Annotated in this window: 12 protein-coding genes; 5 read left to right on the forward strand and 7 right to left on the reverse strand. The window is 62.2% G+C overall.

Features of this window, described 5'->3' with window-relative positions; all coding sequences use genetic code 11:
• Positions 1 to 11: 11 nt before the first annotated feature.
• Positions 12 to 581: a DUF4136 domain-containing protein gene (locus QWI20_RS01080; protein WP_369303777.1), complete on the forward strand. Its 570-nt coding sequence runs from the start codon at positions 12 to 14 to the stop codon at positions 579 to 581.
• 244 nt (positions 582 to 825) lie between these two features.
• Here QWI20_RS01080 and pbpC read toward each other — a convergent pair whose 3' ends face one another.
• A complete protein-coding gene (gene pbpC / locus QWI20_RS01085; RefSeq protein ID WP_369303778.1) occupies positions 826 to 3138 on the reverse strand; it encodes a peptidoglycan glycosyltransferase PbpC in 2313 nt (770 codons plus the stop codon).
• Positions 3139 to 3335: 197 nt separating this feature from the next.
• Between pbpC and QWI20_RS01090 the strand changes: the two genes are divergently transcribed.
• Complete coding sequence (locus tag QWI20_RS01090; RefSeq protein WP_122535324.1) at positions 3336 to 3629, forward strand: hypothetical protein; 294 nt, start codon at positions 3336 to 3338, stop codon at positions 3627 to 3629.
• A 184-nt stretch (positions 3630 to 3813) separates the two neighbouring features.
• Here QWI20_RS01090 and QWI20_RS01095 read toward each other — a convergent pair whose 3' ends face one another.
• On the reverse strand, positions 3814 to 8739 hold the full coding sequence (locus QWI20_RS01095) for an alpha-2-macroglobulin (RefSeq protein ID WP_369303779.1): 4926 nt from the start codon (positions 8737 to 8739) through the stop codon (positions 3814 to 3816).
• A gap of 516 nt (positions 8740 to 9255) precedes the next feature.
• Between QWI20_RS01095 and QWI20_RS01100 the strand changes: the two genes are divergently transcribed.
• Positions 9256 to 10596, forward strand: a complete 1341-nt coding sequence (locus tag QWI20_RS01100) for an MATE family efflux transporter (RefSeq protein ID WP_369303781.1) — start codon at positions 9256 to 9258, stop codon at positions 10594 to 10596.
• On the opposite strand, the gene QWI20_RS01105 is transcribed toward QWI20_RS01100, so the two are convergent.
• The 5 genes from QWI20_RS01105 to QWI20_RS01125 form a co-directional block, all read right to left on the reverse strand.
• Entirely contained in the window at positions 10586 to 11479 is an 894-nt protein-coding gene (locus tag QWI20_RS01105) for an alpha/beta hydrolase (protein ID WP_369303782.1), read from the reverse strand. The two genes, QWI20_RS01100 and QWI20_RS01105, sit on opposite strands and share 11 nt — an antisense overlap.
• A 90-nt stretch (positions 11480 to 11569) precedes the next feature.
• Positions 11570 to 13483 (reverse strand): arginine decarboxylase, encoded by a 1914-nt coding sequence (gene speA / locus QWI20_RS01110; protein ID WP_369303784.1) that lies wholly within the window; start codon positions 13481 to 13483, stop codon positions 11570 to 11572.
• A gap of 183 nt (positions 13484 to 13666) precedes the next feature.
• Positions 13667 to 14038, reverse strand: coding sequence for a translation initiation factor Sui1 (locus QWI20_RS01115; protein WP_265387285.1), 372 nt, complete (start codon positions 14036 to 14038; stop codon positions 13667 to 13669).
• Positions 14039 to 14201: 163 nt separating this feature from the next.
• On the reverse strand, positions 14202 to 14747 hold the full coding sequence (locus QWI20_RS01120) for an NUDIX hydrolase (RefSeq protein ID WP_369303785.1): 546 nt from the start codon (positions 14745 to 14747) through the stop codon (positions 14202 to 14204).
• 3 nt (positions 14748 to 14750) lie between these two features.
• A complete protein-coding gene (locus QWI20_RS01125; RefSeq protein WP_369303786.1) occupies positions 14751 to 15851 on the reverse strand; it encodes a DUF2333 family protein in 1101 nt (366 codons plus the stop codon).
• 348 nt (positions 15852 to 16199) lie between these two features.
• On the opposite strand from QWI20_RS01125, the gene QWI20_RS01130 reads away from it, so the two are divergent.
• The gene (locus QWI20_RS01130; RefSeq protein WP_369303787.1) at positions 16200 to 17864 is read left to right on the forward strand and encodes a diguanylate cyclase; all 1665 of its coding nucleotides are present in this window, start codon (positions 16200 to 16202) and stop codon (positions 17862 to 17864) included.
• 113 nt (positions 17865 to 17977) lie between these two features.
• A complete protein-coding gene (locus tag QWI20_RS01135; RefSeq protein ID WP_369303788.1) occupies positions 17978 to 19774 on the forward strand; it encodes a protein-disulfide reductase DsbD in 1797 nt (598 codons plus the stop codon).
• The last annotated feature ends 75 nt before the right edge of the window (positions 19775 to 19849 follow it).

Consider the following 19849-nt stretch of genomic DNA (forward strand, 5'->3'; position numbering starts at 1 on the left):
TGGAGAAACCCATGTATCGCCGCATTGCTGTCCTTTGTGTCGCCCTGCTCCTCAGCGCCTGCCAGACCGATCGGGTCAACCGCGACTTCGACGCCCAGCGCGATTTCGGTGCCTACCGGTCGTGGGCGTGGAAGGAGCCCGGCTTGCAATATCAGCCGGACGATCCGCGCATCAAAAGTGACCTCACCGAGCAGCGCATTCGCCAGGCGGTCGGCGAGCAACTGGAGCAGCGCGGCCTGCGCATAGCGGGGCCCGGCGTGAAAGCGGACGTTCAACTGCAGGCATGGCTCATCGTAGAAAACCGCCAGCAGACGGTCACCACCAACTATGGCGGCGGTGGCGGTTATTGGGGCAATCCATGGGGCGGCTACTGGGGCGGCCCGATCGGCACCGAGACGCGCAACATCGATTACAAAGTCTCGACACTGCAGATCGACATGCTCGACGGCAAGGATGGCAAGCTGGTCTGGCGTGGCAGCACCGAGCAGATGGTCAGTGAAGGCAACGCCAACCCTGCTGCGCGCGAACAGGCTTTGCGCCAGACGGTGCAGAAAATCCTGCAGCAATATCCGCCGCATTGAGGGTTGATCCATTCGCGAGCAAGCTCGCTCCCACGGTCCGCGCTTCAGCAGATGCATCTGCAGTGTTTTCTGACACTGCACTTACTCGCAGCAGACGCATCCCCTGTGGGAGTGGGCTTGCTCACGAAGACGGCATCACAGCCGCTGAATCTTTAGTGGATGTACCGCCCATTCGCGAGCAAGCTCACTCCTACAGTGGATTGCGCCCAGTTGAGCGCCCGCAGACAGAGTCCAAAACCCTGCCTCACTCCACCACACTGAATTCCACCCGGGCGGTCTGCCCGCTTTCATCCAGCACGCTCAGTTGGTACCGCCCCAGGCGTGTGAAGGTGTGGGTGTAGCTGTCCTGACTCGCCGTGTCGCCGACCGGCGTACCGTCGATGAACCACCAGCGCCGTCCACTTCCGCCCAGCGCCGACAGTTTGAGGCGTAACAGCTGCTGACTGCCAGCCGGCAACCGCAACTGATCGCCCTCTCGCACCCCCACCACGGACAACGGCGGCGCCAGGCTCAACCCTTGGGGCGGGCATGACGGGTCGACGTCTGGCAAACGCGCCTCGCGCCGCTCAGTCTTCGGCAGCCAAGGCTCAAGCGGCGCCGGCCAGAGGGCGATCTCTTTAGGTTGAGCCTGTGGACAACTTGCCGCGACGCGCAGGCCCTTGTCGTTCAGCCAGACTTTCTCCATAAGCCCCAAGCCCAGCGGCTGATCGGTCGGCTGCAAGGTCGGCGGCGTCGTGCCGTCGAGGGTCCAGGCGAAACGCTGACGCCGACAGTTCGGTTCGCTCTTGCTCATCGGCTGCCCCAGCGGCCAGCAGATCGCCGCGACGCCAACGTTGAGCGGCACCGGCAACACGGGCGGCAGGATGTTGCGCTGGGCATCGCGGTTCACCAGCAGATCGTGAACCTGCAGCATCAGCGGCGCTGCCGAGGCCAGTCCGAACTGTCCGGGCACCGGCGTGCCATCCGGCCTGCCGATCCACACGCCAATCAGAAACCTCGGCCCCACGCCAATCGACCACGCATCTCGAAAACCGTAACTGGTGCCGGTTTTCCAGGCCAGTTGCGGCCGCTGGACAAGCTCGGCATGGGGGTCGAGGTCAGGCCGTGACTGGCCGCTGAGAATCCGCCGGATGATCCACGCCGCCCCCGGCGACATCATCGGCCGGTCACGCAGACGGTCATCGGGCTGCAAGCGAATGTCCGCACTGCGCCCGCCCCGGGCGAAAGCGCTGTAGCCGCCGACCAGATCCTCCAGCCGACTGCCGGCGCCACCGAGAATCAGCGCCAGATTGGGCTCGGCCAGGGGCGGCAGGGTCAACGGCACGCCGCCGTTGCGCAACTCGGCGGCGAAGCGCTTGGGCCCGTAGGCTTCCAGCAACTGCACCGCCGGCAGGTTGAGCGACATCGACAGCGCCGAACTCGCCGCCACCGCGCCGTTGAAACCCGAGGAGAAATTGCCGGGACGATAGTCGCCGTAGCGCCGGGGCACGTCCTGCAGCAACGATTCGGAATGGATGAGCCCAGCGTCGATGGCCTTGCCGTAGAGAAAGGGTTTGAGCGTCGAGCCGGGGGAACGCAACGCGCTGACCATGTCCACATGACCAAAGCGTTTCGCGTCGCCGATGTCCACCGAGCCGACGTACGCGCGCACGGCCATGTTTTGCGCTTCCACCACCAGGATCGCGGCGGACGTACGCTCGGGCAGACGCGCGCGCCAGCCCAGTAGCAGGTCTTCGAGACGACGCTGCAGGCCGGCGTCCAGGGTGGTGCGGATCAGCGGCGGGCTATTCGGGCGGTTCAAGCGCCGGGCGAGCAAGGGCGCCAGACTCGGCTCTTGGCGAGGCGCAAGCAGCAGCGGTTCTTCCAGCGCTTCGTCGACCGCGTTCTGAGGCCACGTGCCGAACTCGGCCAGACGCCGCAGCACCTTGTCCCGCGCGGCCTGTGCACGTTGTGCGTGGCGATCCGGGCGCAGACGACTCGGCGCCTGGGGCAGTACCGCCAACAGCGCCGCGTCGGCACGGGTCAGTTGCTGCGGGGACTTGCCGAGATACGCCCAACTGGCAGCGGCGACGCCCTGCAACGTGCCGCCAAACGGCGCGCGATTCAGGTACAGCACCAGAATGTCCTGTTTGGACAGGTGCCATTCCAACTGCGCGGTGCGCCACAGCTGCCGGAGTTTGCCCGCCAGCGTGCGTGAATGCGGGTCGAGCAAACGCGCCACCTGCATCGACAGCGTGCTGCCGCCGGACACCACGTGGCCGCCGGCGAGGTTTTGCCAGGCCGCGCGCGCCAAAGCCATGGGGTTCACGCCGGGATGCTGATAGAACCAGCGATCCTCGTAGGTCAACAGTGCCTCAAGGTAATAAGGCGACACCTGATCGACCGTCACCGGGTAGCGCCAGACGCCATTGGCATCGGCGAATCGCCACAGTGGCGTGCCGTCTTCGGCGAGCACCACGCGGGCCAGATCATCCTTGGGCAAGGGCAGCGGCCATATCCGGTCGGCGAGCCAGAGCAGCAGACACACGATAAGCAGGCTGCGGATGAGCCAGGCCAAAACGCGAGTACACCGTCGTCCCATTCGCGAGCAAGCTCGCTCCCACAATGGACTTGTGAATCCCGGGCGGTTCCTTCGCCGCAATAATCGCGTGATCTTCACAGAAAGCCTTTACCCGACAGGGAACTCGCCCGGACAATCGACAGCCAAAGCGAGCAGTGCCGTTTTTGGTCCACGTCCCTCATCAGGAAGCAAATATGCAGGTAGAAAGCGTTTTCGAATGGCTCGGCCAAGTGATTGGCGCCGTGATCCGCTTCGTCGTCGACGGCTTAAGCTGGTTGTTCAACATGTTCACTCACGCGGGCGGCAATTTCGTTGACGGCCTGTCGCGCACGCTGGGCATGGACACTTCAATCGTCAGCATCGTCGCCCTGGTCGTCGGGCTGATGCTGCTGTATTCAGCGATCCGCGCCTTCATGCGCGCCTCGATCATCATGGGGATCATCTGGCTGTTCCTGGGGTTGTGGCTGTTGAGCTGGATTATTCATTGATGTCCGCGTGACCCGCCCTGAATGATCGTTCCCACGATCCATGCACAAGGGGACTGATTTATTTTTCGGGCTTTTTTGAAAAATTAATCTGTCCCCGATTGGAGGCCGGGGACAGATTAATTTACGGTGAAGCGTTGTAAATAAATCAGTCCCCTTAACATGGGAGCGATCATCAGCGTAATCACTACTTCTTGCCCTTCACCACCAACTGCGCCGGCGCTTCGCCCAATGCCTGCCAGTTCGGCCGATACATCGACTCCACTTGCGGCGGCGGCACGCGGTACACGCCCGGCGTTACAGCCCGCGCCAGATACAGCAGGTGCACGGTGTTGAAGCCCTCCAGATCCACCGCAGCCACATAACGATCGCCGCGAAATTCCTGATGCTTCACGCCAGCGTTTTCCATCGATTCGCGCCACTGCTTCACCGACTCGCTGGCGTCTTCCAGACTCGCCGAACTCTGCGCCAGATTCTGGTTTTCGATCTCCAGACCTGCGGGCAGCAGATCCACTACCAACGCATCCGGCACGCGCTCCTTGGCCTTGATCTCAAGGTGCACCAGGACCAGTTCACCGCTCTTCAAGCCATTGAGATTCAGCGCCTCGCCGTCCATACCCAAGTAGTCGCGACTGATAGACAGGTTCTCGCCCCCGGCCGCAGGCGGCTGCGACGGATAACCGGAAATCGTCATCTGCTGGTACAGCGTGTCGCCACCGGTGTTCTGCACCGTCAACGGCGCGGCCAGCACCGAACTGTCGAGCTTGACGCCCGGCTGATCGTTGCTCAGTTCGCGATTGTTGCTGCCGCTGGTCAAGGTCGCCGCCCATTTGCCTTCCGGCTTGCCAAGCAGATCGCGACCGGCGAGGAACAGCGAATTGCGCTCCTGGGTCGACAGATAGCGGTTCGCCGCGACCTGATCGGACAGCGCAAACAGCCGCTCCTCGACCCTGTCCGGCGCCAGTTTGTTTTCTTCCAGTAACGACAGAATCAACGCCTGATCACGCAGCGGGCTACCGTAATCGGCGAGCCAGTCGTTGGCCTTGCGACCGGCCGCGAGCCCGGCAAGCAAAGCCTGATCGGCGCGGGGTTTGTCGCCCATTTTTTCCAGCGCGATGGACAGCTGCACCAGCGGCAGACCCGATCGCGCATCGCTGCGGCGGTCGAACAAGCTGCGCAACGCACCCAGCGGCGCCTGCTGACTGCGCGACAGCACCAGACCGGCGTAGGCCTGCACGGCGAAACGGGTGTGATCGGCGTTTTCGCTGTAATTGACCTCGATCTGATTGCGCTCCTGCAAGTAGCGCAGCAGGCGCTCGTTGGCCTTTTTCAGCGCATCCGGCGGCACGGCAAAGCCTTGGTCGCGGGCGCGCAGCAGGAAGTCGGTGACGTACGCGGTCAGCCAGTATTCCTCTTCGCCGTCCGCCGCCCACAGGCCGAAGCTGCCGTTGTAGCGCTGCATACCGATCAATCGCTCGATGCCCAGCTCGATCTTGCGCTTGCGGTCGGCATCGGATTCGCCTTGCAGGCCTAAACGCTTGAGCGTTGCGGCGTCAGCGTACAGCGACGGGTACAAGCCGCTGGTGGTCTGCTCCAGGCAACCGTAGGGGTAGGCTTTCAGCGCGCGGATCTGTTCGCCGAGGTTCAACGGCGGACGGCTCGACACCGACAGCAGCGCCTCGCGTCCCGCTGGTTCGAACGCCTCAAGCGCGCCGTCCGGCAGGCTCCATGCCTGATCCTTGAGCACTGCGCGGTATTGCTTGAGCATCGCCGGGTACGCAGGGCGCACGCCGATGGTCCACTCGCGGCTGAAGGCCGGCAGGTTCTCACCCGGCAGGTCCAGGCCGTTGACCGTGACCCGGATGACGCCCTGACCGAAACCGCCCAACGCCTTGACCGGAATCTGCAACGTGGTTCGCTGCCCCTGATTCAGGCTGACGGCTTTGGAGCCGTCGCCTTCAGCCAGACTCAACTGCCCTTCAGCCACGACTTGCACGTTGAGCTTCTGCGCCTTGCCCGACAGGTTCGACAGGTCCAGCGCCACCTTGGTCTGGTCGCCACCCGCCAGGAATCGGGGCGCCGACAGCTCGGCAATCAGCGGCGCCGCCACCACGGTTTTGGCTTCGGCCATGCCGTAGCGCTCGTCGGTCCAGGCCTGGGCCATGATCCGCAGTTCACCGTTGAAATCCGGGATGTCGACGCTGACTTCCGCGTCGCCCTGCTCGTTCAGAGTCACCGGCGCGCTTTGCAGGGCGACGATGGTGACGCTGGTTTCCGGCCGCTTGCCGCCTTTGGCCAGCGCCGCGTCACCGCCGAAGGCCAGACTGGCGAGACGATTACGCCCGGCCTCGATCAACTGCCCGTAGATGTCCAGTTGATCGGCGCCATATTCCTTGCGCCCGAACATCGCCGCGAACGGATCCGGCGTGGCGTATTCGGTGATGTTGAGAATGCCGACGTCCACCGCAGCGACCAGCACATGCACGCTCTTCGGGACCGTACCGTCGGCGTTTTTCGCGTTGACCTTCAGCTTGAGCGGCTGCTTGGGCCGCATCTTCTCGGGTGCTGTTACCGTCAGCGCCAGCTTGCGCTGCGAGCGGTCCAGCGGCAGATGCAGCACGCCCACGGCGCGTTTCGGCGTGACGTTGGCCTTGCGCTCACCTGGACGAATCACCAACGCGCTAACGTAAAGGTCATGCCGCGCCCACTTCTTGTCCACCGGGATGTCGTAGGTTTTGCCTTCTGCGGGCACATCGATCTCTTGCCACCACAGCGGCCCTTCGCTCGATTCCACCAACAGATAGCCCTTGCCCGCAGACGGCGGCGTGACCGTCACTTTCGCGGTGTCGCCGTCGGCATAGGCCGGTTTGTCCAGCGCCAGCTTGACCTGGTCGGGACGCACAGCGCCGCCTTCGGCATTGTCCTGCCAGCGATAACCGGCCCAGAAACGCACGCTGCTGATCAGGCCGGTGGCTGGATCTTCGACTTCGACGCGATAAGGGCCCCACTCCACCGGGAAGCTGATTTTCGCCGTCGAGTCCTTCTTCACGCTCAGGGTTTCTTCGGACAGGTTGAGAAACTTCTCGTTGAAGTGGTAGCTCCAGCCATCGCTGTCGGAGTAGTTCCAGTAGTAATCGCGGCGCTCGCGCACCAGCCGCACCTTGAGGTTGTCGGCGGCCAGCTTGTGGCCTTGGACGTCGGCCATCAGCACTTCGAATTCAACCGGCCCGTCGCCGTCGGTGGCTTCGCCGTCGTACAAACCACGCAGCCCCGGCATCGCATCGGCGGGCCAGACCGGCTGGGTCAGTCGCCGCGTGATCGGACGCCCACCCGACTCCTGCAAACTGGCTTGCAGCACCAGCTCCAGCGGTGAACGGGCCTTGGCCCACTGGCTGTCGATACTCAGGTCGAGCTTGCCGTTGGCATCGAGCGTGCTGTCTTCGATCTCCAGGTCTTGCTTGAGGTCTTCCTCGGTCACCGAACCAAACTGATAACCCGGCAGACCGGGCACGGCTTCCCGCAGAGGACGCACATACAGCTGACCGTTCAGGCGATTGCCCGACGCGGGTGCGCCGTAGAGGTATCGACCGGTAATCGCCACATCGAACGGCGCATCGGGCGCCAGCGGGGTGTCGCTGCCCTTGAGTTCCAGCGCCATGCGCTCCGGCAGGAAGTCCTCGACCTGGAATTCATACAGCTGCGGCTTGCCGTCACCCAGATCAAACACCAGTTGCCAGCGACCTGTCGGTGCTTCTTCCGACAGCTGCAGTTGATATTGATAAAGCCCGGTGGCGTCAGCGTCCCACACGAACTTGCGACTGACCTGCTCATCCGGGCGACGCACTTCCACAGTGATCGGCTGAGGTTTCACGCTCTTGCCGTCGCTGTCACGCAGCAAGCCGTTGAGCAGCACCACTTCGCCCGGTCGATAGAGATCGCGCGGCCCGAAGATGAAAAATTGCAGCGGGTGGGCCTTGGGCCCGGTGATGTCGAATTCCGCCAGATCCAGCGCGGCGCTGTTCAGGCGCAGCATGCTGGTCTGCTCGCCCTGATGCGCCAGCAGCACTTCAGCCTTGGCCGGCAATGGCAGCTCGGCGTGGCCAGCGTTGTCGGTCTTGCCCTGGCCGATCACGCGGCCCTTCTCGTCATACAGTTCGACGTCAACGCCGCTCAGGGCTTTGCCGCCTTCCAGCGCTTGAGTGAAGACGTCCAGGCGATTGGCGTAACGGTGCGCCGACAGACCAATGTCGCTGAGGGTGAACAGCGTGGCCGGCTGCGTGTAGTTGTAGGTCCCGGAGGCGCGCATCACGGCGAGATAAACGCCCGGCTGCTGCAGCGGTTTGAGGCCCGAAATTGGCAGCAGTACGGTCTCGCGGGTGTTGCGCGCAGGGTTCAGGTCGAAACGGCCGCTGTAGACCAGATCGGCCAGGGGCAGCAGTTCTTTGGATTGGTAGCTCTCAAGGCTGGACGAGCCTTCCCAGGAGCCAAGAAACGCAGGCAGTGACTCAGGCTTGATGCGGAAGAATTCGACGTCGACTTTATCAACGTTCAGCGCGATCACCGGCAGGCCTTCAGCGAGCCGGGTGGGCAGCAGGCTGCCGCGACTGGCGAAACCCACGGTCGCCTGGAGGTCAGCCGTTTCCAGCCGTGCGGAATATTCTGCGGCCAGGGTGTTGTTGTTCACCGCCACCAGACCCGGGTCGATGGTCAGCACCAGTTTGCGCTTGGGCTCGAGGTGACGCAGGCGTAGCTCCATGAGGTTGTCCGACAGCTCCCAGGCGCCATCCACCTTGCCATCCTTGCTGTCGACCAAGTGCACTTTTTCAGCGAATTTCTGATCGGGGTTTAAGGGCACCGAGAAGCTCAACGACAGCGTGCTGGCGCCATCGAGCTGAACTTCGGAGACGTCCACCACCGTCAACTCACGGCCGGCGTAGCGCTTGCTCAGCGCAGGAATGTCCACTGCCGGTTTGGGCTTCGCCGACTCGGCGCTTGAAGAGGCCACGGCAGCAGGAGGGGTGGCAACGGCAGGCGCGGGTTTATCGGAAGAAGACGAATCGCAGGCACTGAGCAGTACCAGCGCGCAGGCCAGGAACAATCCTTTGTTTAGCATGAGGCACTCATTTGGACGGCAGCGATGAGGGAGCAGAAGTTATAGCACCGCTTTTGCAATCGTAAAGCGCGGCGCGCAGATAGACCGTGGGTTTGTGCGTTTGTTCTCAGGGAGGAAAACTCAACGATGGCTGCAGCCAACCCTTGTGGGGGTCGGCTCGAATTCTCGGCCACGCTCGGGCACCGGTGGGAGCGAGCTTGCTCGCGAAGGCATTTTCGCTCCCGATGGAGATGCGCTGAATGTACTGACGCTTTCGTGAGCAAGCTCACTTCCACACTATCGGGGGTCGGCTCGAGTTCTCAAGCACACCCCAGGACGGGTGGGAGCGAGCTTGCTCGCGAAGACATTTTCACTACAGATAGAGATGCGTCGGATGTACTGACGCTTTCGCGAGCAAGCTCCCACATGATCGGGGGTCGGCTCGATATCCAGGGTGCGCCCCAATATGGGGGAATGCAGAAGTCCTGCATTCACGCGTCGTCATCGCTACACTCGCGCGCTTGCCCGGGAGCCTTCATGTCCAACTTCTTCAACGACTGGCGTCAGCGCGCGACGCATCGGCAGGTGTGGGCGCTGGCCGCACCGATGATCCTGTCTAATATCTCCGTGCCGCTGGTTTCACTGGTCGACAGCACGGTGATCGGTCACCTGCCCCACGCCCACCAACTTGGCGCGGTGGCGGTCGGCGGCACGCTGTACAGCTTCCTCGCTTGGGCCATGGGTTTCCTGCGCATGGGCACGACCGGGTTTGCCGCCCAGGCCGCCGGCCGCAATGATGGCGCGGCGCTGCGCCAGGTGCTGTTGCAGGGCTTGCTGCTGGCGATGGGATTTTCCGTGCTGCTGGGGCTGATCGGCTTGCCGTTCCAGCACCTGGCGCTGGAGATGATGCAGCCTTCGGACGACCTTAACGAGCTGACCCGCGACTTCTTCCATACCCGCTTGTTCGGCTTACCTGCCGCACTGGCCAGTTACGCGCTGGTAGGCTGGTTTCTCGGGCTGCAAAACGCCCGAGCGCCGCTGGCGATTCTGCTGACCACCAACTTGGTCAACATCGCACTGAACCTGTGGTTCGTCATGGGCCTGGACTGGGACGTGGTCGGCAGCGCCCGTGCGTCGGTCATCGCCGAATGGACCGGCGCATTGCTTGGCCTTGCCCTTACCCACAGAGGTCTGCGCGCATACCCGGGACAGCTGGCAGTGTCCGCACTCAAGCGCTGGCAGAGCTGGCGGCCGCTGCTCACGGTCAATCGCGATATCTTCATTCGCAGCCTGATTCTGCAATCGGTGTTCTTTTTGATCACCGTGCAAGGCGCGCGACTGGGCGATGCGACCGTGGCCGCCAATGCGCTGCTGCTCAACGGACTGTTGCTAATGGCACATGCGCTGGACGGACTGGCCCACGCCGTTGAAGCCCTCTGCGGACACGCCATCGGCGCACGGGATCGCGAGGCATTGCGGCGCTCGCTGAATGTCTCCGGAGGTTGGTCGCTGATCTGCAGCGTCGCGTTTGTGGGGCTGTTTCTGCTCGGCGGGCACCTGTTCATCGAGATGCAGACCGACATCGCCCCAGTGCGTGACATCGCCTTCGTTTATCTGCCTTATCTCGCCGTGCTGCCCTTTGTCGCGGTCTGGAGTTATTTGCTCGACGGCCTCTTCATCGGCGCCACGCGTGCTCGCGAGATGCGCAACGCGATGGTTGTCACGGCCTTGATCACCGCACCGTTCGCCTGGCTGGCAAGCGGGTTTGGCAATCACGGTCTGTGGCGGGTGTTTTTGCTGTTCATGGCATTGAGGGCGCTGACGCTGGGGTATCTGGCGTTTAAGCTCAACCGCAGCGGCGCCTGGTTCAGTGGCTGATCGAAGCGCTCGACACCTGCGCCTGATCCTGGGCGTGGATGAACGCTACAACTTCCTCCAGCACCGGCGCCAAGCTGCGCAACGGGCGGGCAAGTGCACCCACCAGCGTGCGGTGACTGGTGCGAGAGAAATACACCTCGCGCACTGACACGCCCTCAGCGCGCAAACGACTGGCCATGCCCCCCGTGTTGCGTTGCGGGTTCACCTCCGTATCGTCGGCGGAAGCGATCAGCAGCGCCGGCGGTGACGCTGCGCTGACATGGTTGATCGGCTGGGAGTCGGGTGGCGAATTCGGGAAGTAAAACACCGGCTTCACTTCTGCGTCTTCGATGGGCAGGAAATCATAGGGCCCGGCCAGACCGATCCAGCCTTTGATGATGGAAGGCGTGGCGCCCGCTGCAGCCAGCCATTGCGGATCGAGGGCCAGCATTGCCGCGTTGTAGGCCCCGGCACTGTGGCCCATCACATACAACTTCGCCGGGTCACCGCCGAACTGACGAATGTGCGCGCGGGTCCAGACCACCGCCTGGGCACTGTCCTGCAGCAGCTCCTGATAATGCACTTGCGGGTACAACCGGTAATCCGCCAGCACGGCAACGATGCCCCGGGACGCGAGCGCCTCACCGACGAAGGCGTAGTCACCCCGCGATCCGCTGGTCCAGCTGCCACCATAGAAGAACACGACGACCGGCGCGTGCGGCGCTGCATCTTTAGGCGTGTAGATGTCGAGTTTATTGCGCGGGTCCGGGCCGTACGCCAGATCGGACGTTCTGCTGAACGTGCTGCTTGGAGTGAATGCGTTCAGCACTTTCAACGGCGTGCAGGCCATCAACAGGGTCATCAGCCAGGCGGCGAACGCTGCCTTGAGCGCCAGTTTGATCATCGTTCATGCTCCCGGAACCGTGAAGGACGCCTGACTGTGCAGACAACGAAAACGGGCCACAAGGGCCCGTTTATTGGAGTAGCTACATCATCACGACGACAGGTAGGACGACCGCGTCAGGCCCAGGCGCAATGCGTCCAGAAACTGGGTGCGTTCACGCGGTGTGATCTTGGCGCTGGCGACTTTGTCCCGGTAATGGGTCATCAGTTCTTCCGGCGACAAGTGCACGTAACGCAGCATGTCTTCGATGGTGTCGTGGGTCTCGATCCCGGCCGAATATGCACTGCCATCCTGGTTCTGATAGATGTTCACCGAATCGGTGTCACCGAACAGGTTGTGCATGTCGCCCAGAATTTCCTGATACGCACCGACCAGGAACACGCCCAGCAAGTAATCCTCACCCTCGTTCAACGAGTGAACCGGCAGGCTGGTCTCGATGCTCTGTTCGTCTACGTACTGATTGATCTTGCCGTCGGAGTCGCAGGTCAGGTCTTGCAGCACGGCGCGACGCAGCGGCTCCTCGTCCAGACGATGCAGCGGAATGATCGGCAGCACCTGATCGATCGCCCAGGTGTCCGGCAGGCTCTGGAACACCGAGAAGTTGCAGATGTACTTGTCGGCCAGCTTGTCGTTGAGTTCGTCGAGCACCTGACGATGGGAACGCTGACGAGCTTTCAGCGAGTTGTGCAAACGACGGCACACCGCGAAATAGCACTGCTCGCCCAGGGCTTTTTGCGCCAGGGTGATCTTGCCGTCGGAATACTGGGTAGCGATGTCGCTCATGTAGTGCGTGGCACGCCAGTAGGTCTCGGTGACCATTTCGATGTCGGTCGGGCCGAGCAGATCGATCAGCCACTGCAGGGTTTCCGGCAGGCTTTCCTTGTCAGTGATTTCCGGCACTTCGTCGTTGTGACGCTCGACGTCCGTGACCTGGATCACCAGCATGGCGTGATGCGCGGTCAGCGAACGGCCGCTTTCCGAGAAAATGTGCGGATGCGGCAGGCCCTGCGCGTCGCAGAACTCCTTGAGCATCCCGACCACGACACCGGCGTAATCGTCCATGTCGTAGTTGATCGAGCTGGCGTTGCGCGAGTGCGTACCGTCGTAGTCCACACCCAGACCGCCACCCACGTCGATGTGGTCCACCGGCAGGCCGAGGTTGCGCAGCTCACCGTAGTAGCGAATCGCTTCCTTGAAACCGTGTTGGTAGTCAGCCAGGTTGGCAATCTGCGAACCCATGTGGAAGTGCAACAGACGAATGCCTTGATCGAGGCCTGCCTTGGTGAAGCGGTCGACGACCGACAGCAACTGCGCGGCGGACAGCCCGAACTTGGACTTCTCGCCGCCGGTGTCGGCCCACTTGCTCGACGCCAGGGACGACAGGCGCACACGCAGACCCACTTGCGGCGCGACCTTCAGCTCGGCGGCTTCTTCGATGACCAGTTCGACTTCGGATTCTTTCTCGATGACGATAAAGACGTTGTGGCCCAGCTTCTGACCCATCAAGGCCAGACGAATGAACTCGCGGTCCTTGTAGCCGTTGCAGACGATGGTGCCACCCTTCGGCGCCAGCGCCAGCACGGCCATCAGCTCAGGCTTGGAGCCGGCTTCGAGACCAATGGAAACGTCCTGCGTGGCGATGATGTTTTCCACCACCGCTTCCTGCTGGTTGACCTTGATCGGGTACAGCGCGGTGTATTTGCTCTGGTATTCCAGGCGGGCGATGTTCTCGTCGAACGCACCGGTCAGCTGGCGCACGCGGTCCTGCAGAATGTCAGGGAAGCGCACCAGCAGTGGCAGGGACAAGCCGCTCTTGCGCAGCTGATCGACCTGCTCGTAAAGATCGATGGGCGAACTGGTCGGCCCGTTGGGGCGAACTTCAACGCGGCCGGCTTCATTGATTGCGAAATAACCGGCCCCCCAATGACGGATCCCGTAGACACTGCGGCTGTCTGCCACGGTCCATTGGCTGCCATCGTCTTTGCGTGTGCGTCGTACGGACATCAAAGTCCCCTATAGAAAAGTCATAAAGCCCCGGCCTGACCGGCTGGGCGCAGTGTAGAGCGTGGAAATGACGGTTTGGCGCCTGCTCGCTGTGGGGCAATAGACCCGCATTGTGCAGCAGAGTTTGCCGGGATGAATGCGGCCAGACCGACGACAAAAATCAACGGGCTCGAAACAGACGGCTCAACCGCCCGACTTCTTCGCCTTGAAACCCTGCTTGACCAGCTCGGCCAACAGCGTTTCGACGTGGTCACCCTGGATCTCGATCACGCCATCCTTCAGCGCGCCGCCGGTTCCGCAACGTTGCTTGAGCGTCTTTGCCAGGTCCTTGAGCGCGTCCTCGGCCAGCGGAACGCCGGTGACGGTCGTGACGGTCTTGCCGCCGCGGCCTTTGCTTTCACGGCGCACGCGGGCGATGCCATCACCTTCCGGGATGAGCGTGCTTTTGCAGGTGCAGGCGTCGACAGGCTGACGGCAGTCGGGACAATGCCGACCGGCATCGGTTGAAAATACCAGGCCACCGAGGGCGGCGAAGGATGCGGCTTTTTTGGCCACCGGCAATCCTCTTGTTGAGGAGCGAAGTCTGGCCGGCAGGAACCGACCGCGAAGCCCCACTCAGGCAGGGGCAGCGCTACCGGATCGCAAGGGCGGTCCGGCGTGAAAAGTCGCGCAGTGTAACGGCAAAAGGCGCTGATGCTAAGTGCAAATATGCGCCAATTTACGGGACATTTGCGACGCCTCCCAAATAGCGCTTCAAGGCGGCCAACGAGTCCGGGCAGTAAGGCTTTTCAGTGGTTTCGCGCAGCACTTGGTCGATGCTAAGAAAGCGCGCTTCCAGCACTTCTTCCGGCTGCAGGTTCAGTGGCCCGTCCCAGACCGCCGAGAACACCGCGCACCACAGCCGATTGTCCGGCTGATCAAAGAAGAACCGCTCATGAGCCGCAAGCTGCACACCGGAGACGCCCAGCTCTTCCGCCAGTTCACGCGCCGCCGAGAGCTCGTAGCTTTCATCGGCCTGCACCATACCGCCCGCCGCCACATCCCAATAGCCGGGATAAATCGCTTTGCTCAGCGTGCGTCGATGCACACACAACTCGCCAGCCGAGTTGAACAGGAGGATATAGGTGCCACGTCCGATGAGACCGCGCTCACGCAGCTCTGCCCGAGGCAGCGCGCCGAGGAACTGATCGTGACGATCGACCCAGGCAATCAGCTCGGCATCGGAGGCCGCACGGTGGGCGGCCTCTTGATCGGAAACACTCATCGATCAGCCTTGGGACAGCAGCTGACGCAGGTCAATCACCGCCGCGTTGGCACGGGACAGGTAGTTGGCCATGACCAGCGAGTGGTTGGCGAAAATGCCGAACGGGCTGCCGTTGAGGATCATCGGGCTCCAGATCGGCTCTTGCGAGGCTTCCAGTTCACGAATGATCTGACGCACGCTGACGGTTGCATTCTTCTTCGCCAGAACATCGGCGAAATCGACTTCGATCGCGCGCAGCAAGTGTGACAGCGCCCAGGCCTGACCGCGTGCTTCGTAGAAGACGTTGTCAATCTGCATCCATGGGGTTTCAACGATTTCTTCGTCAACCTGCGGCACTTCGCCCGGTTTAACCGTGACCATGGACTGCGCCTCAGTTTTCAGGGTGCTATTCAGCTTGACCCGACCGACGCTGGCGGACAGTCGCTGGGACAGAGAACCCAGTCGTGTGCCCACGTCGCCCAACCAGTTATTCAGGTTGTCGGCGCGGGTGTAGAACAGCGCGCCCTTTTGATTGGGGTCAGACAGTCGCGCCTGGTAGCGGCTCAACGCAGCGATGCCGTCGCGGTACTGAGACTCGCTCGAAGGCAGCACCCAGCTTTTATTGTCGAAGTTGAACAGTGGCTCGGCGCGCGCCAGATCGCCGTCTTCGGCGGACTGCGACTGCGAGCGGGCGAAGTCTTTGCGAAGTGCGCGGCTCAGGTCGCGCACCTGGACCAGCACGCCGTACTCCCAGCTCGGCATGTTGTCCATCCACAGGCCGGGCGGAGAGCGATCGTTGGAAATGTAACCGCCCGGTTTATCCAGCAGAGTGGACGCGACGGTCTTGAGGGTTTCGACAGTGGTGTAACCCAACACCATCTGCTTGCCTTCACTTTGTGCGGCGGCCTGGGCCTGCTGCTGGACCGGAAACAGGGGCGGTTCGCTGCTCCACCAGATGCCGAGCACCACGGTGACCACCAGATAAATACCCACCACGGCCCCGACGGCACGACTGAACAACAGGCCGCCCCAATACCCCCGAGAACCCCGAGGCGCCTTGCCCATCGGCTTTTCGTCAACGCGTTCAGTTCCCGCGCTGCCCGAGCGCTTCTTCCAATCCAGCATGGCCTTGTCCTTTCAATCACGGAATTCAGTGCTTCTGACCGCAACCTTACAGCAAGGTGCGTTTGGCAGGAATGTAGTGGCAGGTGCAATTGTTTAGCAGCTGAGTCGAGCACGTCCCCGGCCAAAGGCGCCTCATCCATTCTCCTACCCCGCTATCCGCGGCCACGCTTCGGGCCTTGAATCGAACCAACTGGTTCGAACACTCAAACGCGTTTAAAGATAGAAATTTGACGGATAAAACCGTCAAAAATGACGAGAAAATGACTTGCGGCATCCTGACTCGGGAAAAGTAGTGCTAGCATAGCGCCAGCATTTATATCGGGGTTTCCCCTATAAAGAAGTCAGCACATGACCGAAGCAGAAGATCCGAGCCGCGACCGGCTCAAACACCACTTTGCCCAGCGCGTTATCCATCAGGCTCGCCAGATTCTTGAGGTGTGGCAACGCCTGCAGCAAAGTGAATGGTCGGCAACGGACATGGCTGAACTCGGCGAGGCCAACCAGCGCCTGCTGCGTTTCGCAGAGCGCTTCGAGCAGGCCGAGCATGTGCAACTGGCGACCGCTATCAACCTGGCATTGCTTGACGTCGAGGCCAACCGAGGCCGTTTGAGCAGCGCGCTGATCACCGACCTCAATCGCCTGATGCAACGCCTGTCCCGAACCGGCCTCAGGCACGGCGACCGCCTTGAGCAAACCGCCCTGCCGCCCCTGCGCAAGCCGATCTATATCGTGCTGCAGGATCATGAACGCGGCGAACGTCTGGCCAAGCAGCTGGAGTTCTTCGGCCTGAGCGCGCAGTCGCTCGCAAACGTCGACACCTTCCACATGACCATGGCCGAGCGCTTGCCCGCCGCCGTCGTCATGGATGTCGACTTCGGTGGCCCGGGCCAGGGCCTGAAGCTCGCCACACAAATGCAGGAAGGACTGGAGCAAAAACTGCCGCTGCTGTTTTTCAGCCATCACGAGACGGACACACCCACGCGCCTTGCGGCCGTGCGCGCCGGTGGTGAAGAATTTCTGACCGGCACGCTTGAGGCGTCCAGCCTGCTGGAGAAGATTGAAATCCTGACCCGGGTCGCGCAGTACGAACCGTACAAGGTCCTGATCATCGACGATTCGCGCGCCCAGGCCACACACACCGAGCGCTTGCTCAACGGCGCCGGAATTGTCACCCGGACCCTGCTCGACCCGATCAAGACCATGGCTGAACTGGCCGAATTTCAGCCTGACCTGATCATTCTCGACATGTACATGCCCGGCTGCACCGGCACCGAGCTGGCCAAGGTGATCCGCCACAATGACCGCTACGTCAGCGTGCCGATCATCTACCTCTCGGCTGAGGACGATCTGGATAAACAGCTGGATGCGATGAGCGAAGGCGGCGACGATTTCCTGACCAAACCCATCAAGCCTCGCCACCTGATCACCACCGTGCGCAATCGCGCGGCGCGGGCACGCAACCTTAAAGCGCGCATGGTCCGCGACAGCCTGACCGGCCTGTACAACCACACGCACATCCTGCAATTGCTCGAAGATTGCAGCTTCCGCTCGCGGCGGGAGAACAAGCCGCTGAGCTTCGCCATGCTGGACATCGACCACTTCAAGAAGGTCAACGACAGCCACGGCCACCCCATGGGCGACCGTGTAATCAAGAGCCTGGCGCTGTTCCTCAAGCAACGCCTGCGCAAGACCGATTACATCGGTCGCTATGGCGGTGAAGAGTTCGCGGTGGTCATGCCGGACACCGATCTGGCAGCCGCCCACGGCGTGCTCGACGAAATCCGCCAGCGCTTCGCCGAAATCCACTACCCCGCGCAGCCCGTGGATCTGTTCTGCACGTTCAGCGCCGGGGTGGTGGAAATCGCCGAGGACGACGACGCGCTGATGATGGCCTCGCAAGCAGACGAAGCGCTGTACCGCGCAAAAAAGGCTGGCCGCAATCAGGTGCATGGGCTGGAGGAGCGCGTTGCCGTGTCGCCCTTGAGCAAACACACCCAGCCGGACACTGTTTGACCGCTACGTCCTACATCATTTTCAGACCGAAGCAGACCGAAGAACTCTAGCCCTCCCTGCACGTCCGCAGCCACTCCGCTATCATGCGCGGACTTCTGTGATGCGAGACCGCCATGCGCCGCCTGCTTTGTCTGTTACTGCTGATCTGTGCCCTGCCCGCCGTCGGCGCGAGCTTTCTGGAGAACAGATCGAGCCCCACACTGGGCAGCGCAGCAGTCGACAACAGCAAGGACTTCCTGCCGGTGCGGCAGGCGTTCCAGCTAAACCTGAGCGACACCACCCCTGAGTCCATCAAGCTGCAGTTTGTCGCCACCGAAGGCTACTACCTGTATCGCCATCGCTTTCAGTTCCGCACCGAGCCCGCCGACATCGGCCTCGGCGCCGCCCAACTGCCAGACGGCGAAAAGAAACACGACGAGTACTTTGGCGACGTCGAGGTCTATCACGGCATTCTCGACGTCAACTTGCCGCGCAAAGCCGGGGACGACCGCCCTTTCACGCTAGTCGTCACCTATCAGGGATGCGCGGACAAAGGGCTCTGCTACCCGCCGGAAACCGAGCGCCTGAGCATCGGCGGCAGCGCGACCTCTTCTGCCGACGCATCGGCTGCGGCGCCATCAGGCAATGAGCAACCGGTACCCTCCTTCAGCTGGAAACAACTGGTGCTGTTTTTCCTCGCCGGCGTCGGGCTTACCTTTACGCCGTGCGTATTGCCCATGCTGCCAATCCTCTCCGGCGTGGTCCTGCGCGGGCAGATCGGCGGGCTGCGCGGTTTCTCTTTGTCCCTGGCCTACGTGCTGCCGATGGCGATCTGCTTCGCCATCCTCGGCGCACTGATGGGCATGTTTGGCGCCAGTCTCAACCTGCAAGCTCGCCTGCAGTCGGCATGGGTCCTCGTGCCGTTCGCCGGTTTTTTTGCGCTCTTCGCTATCGCTATGTTCGGCGCGTTCGAGCTGCGCCTGCCCCGCGCGCTCAATGACCGGCTGGACCGCATCGCCGGCAATACCCAGGGCGGATCCTTGTGGGGAGCGGCGGTTCTGGGCGTGGTGTCGAGCCTGCTGGTCTCGCCTTGTGTCTCGGCACCATTGGCCGGCGCACTGCTTTATATAAGCGCGAGCGGCGATGCGCTGGGCGGCGCTTTGAAGCTGTTCGCTCTGGGCCTGGGCATGGGCGCTCCACTGGTGATGGTGGCAACGGGTGGCGCGGCGTGGCTGCCGAAAAGCGGGCCATGGCTGGTTGCGGTCAAGAACGCCATCGGCGTGCTGCTGCTCGCCCTGGCCATCGGTTTGCTGAGCCGGGTGATTCCGGGGCAAGCCACGTTGCTGTTGATCGGGCTGCTGGGGGCCGGCGTTGCGATTTTTCTGGGCACGCTGGATCTGGGCGAAAAAACCACCCGTGGCCGCCTCGCCCAATTGCTGGGTCTGATCCTGCTGGTGTACGCCCTCGCGTGCTGGTACGGCGCTCTGAGTGGTCAGACTGACCCGCTGCGCCCGCTGGGTCAGGCTCAAGTCATTGCGAGCGGCGCCCAGCCAAAGTCCGACAGCCGCTGGCAGACGGTGACCCAGGCGAGTGAACTGGACCGAATTCTTGCGGAGTCCAAAAGCGCAGGTCAGCCGGTCCTGGTCGACTGGTACGCGGACTGGTGCATCAGCTGCAAGGTCATCGAGCATGAAGTGCTGCCGGACCCGAAAATTGCCAGTGAGCTGGGAGCGTTCAGGCTGGTCCGTTTCGACATGACCGACAGCAACGCCGAACAACGCGCGCTACTGGATCGCTACAAGCTGTTCGGCCCTCCCGCACTGCTGTTTTTCGGAAAAAACGGCAACGAGCTGGAAAACGTGCGGGTCGTCGGCGAAATCGACGTCGAAGCCTTCGCAGAGCGCCTTTCTAGAGCAAATGACCAAATTTAGCGTCATGGTCACAAACTTCGCGCGAACATCGGGCATCGTGCTGAATATTGTGGGTAACTGGACAGTCCATCGTAC

Origin of the sequence: Pseudomonas sp. W2-17 (genome assembly GCF_041060445.1) — a bacterium.
Lineage (GTDB): Bacteria > Pseudomonadota > Gammaproteobacteria > Pseudomonadales > Pseudomonadaceae > Aquipseudomonas.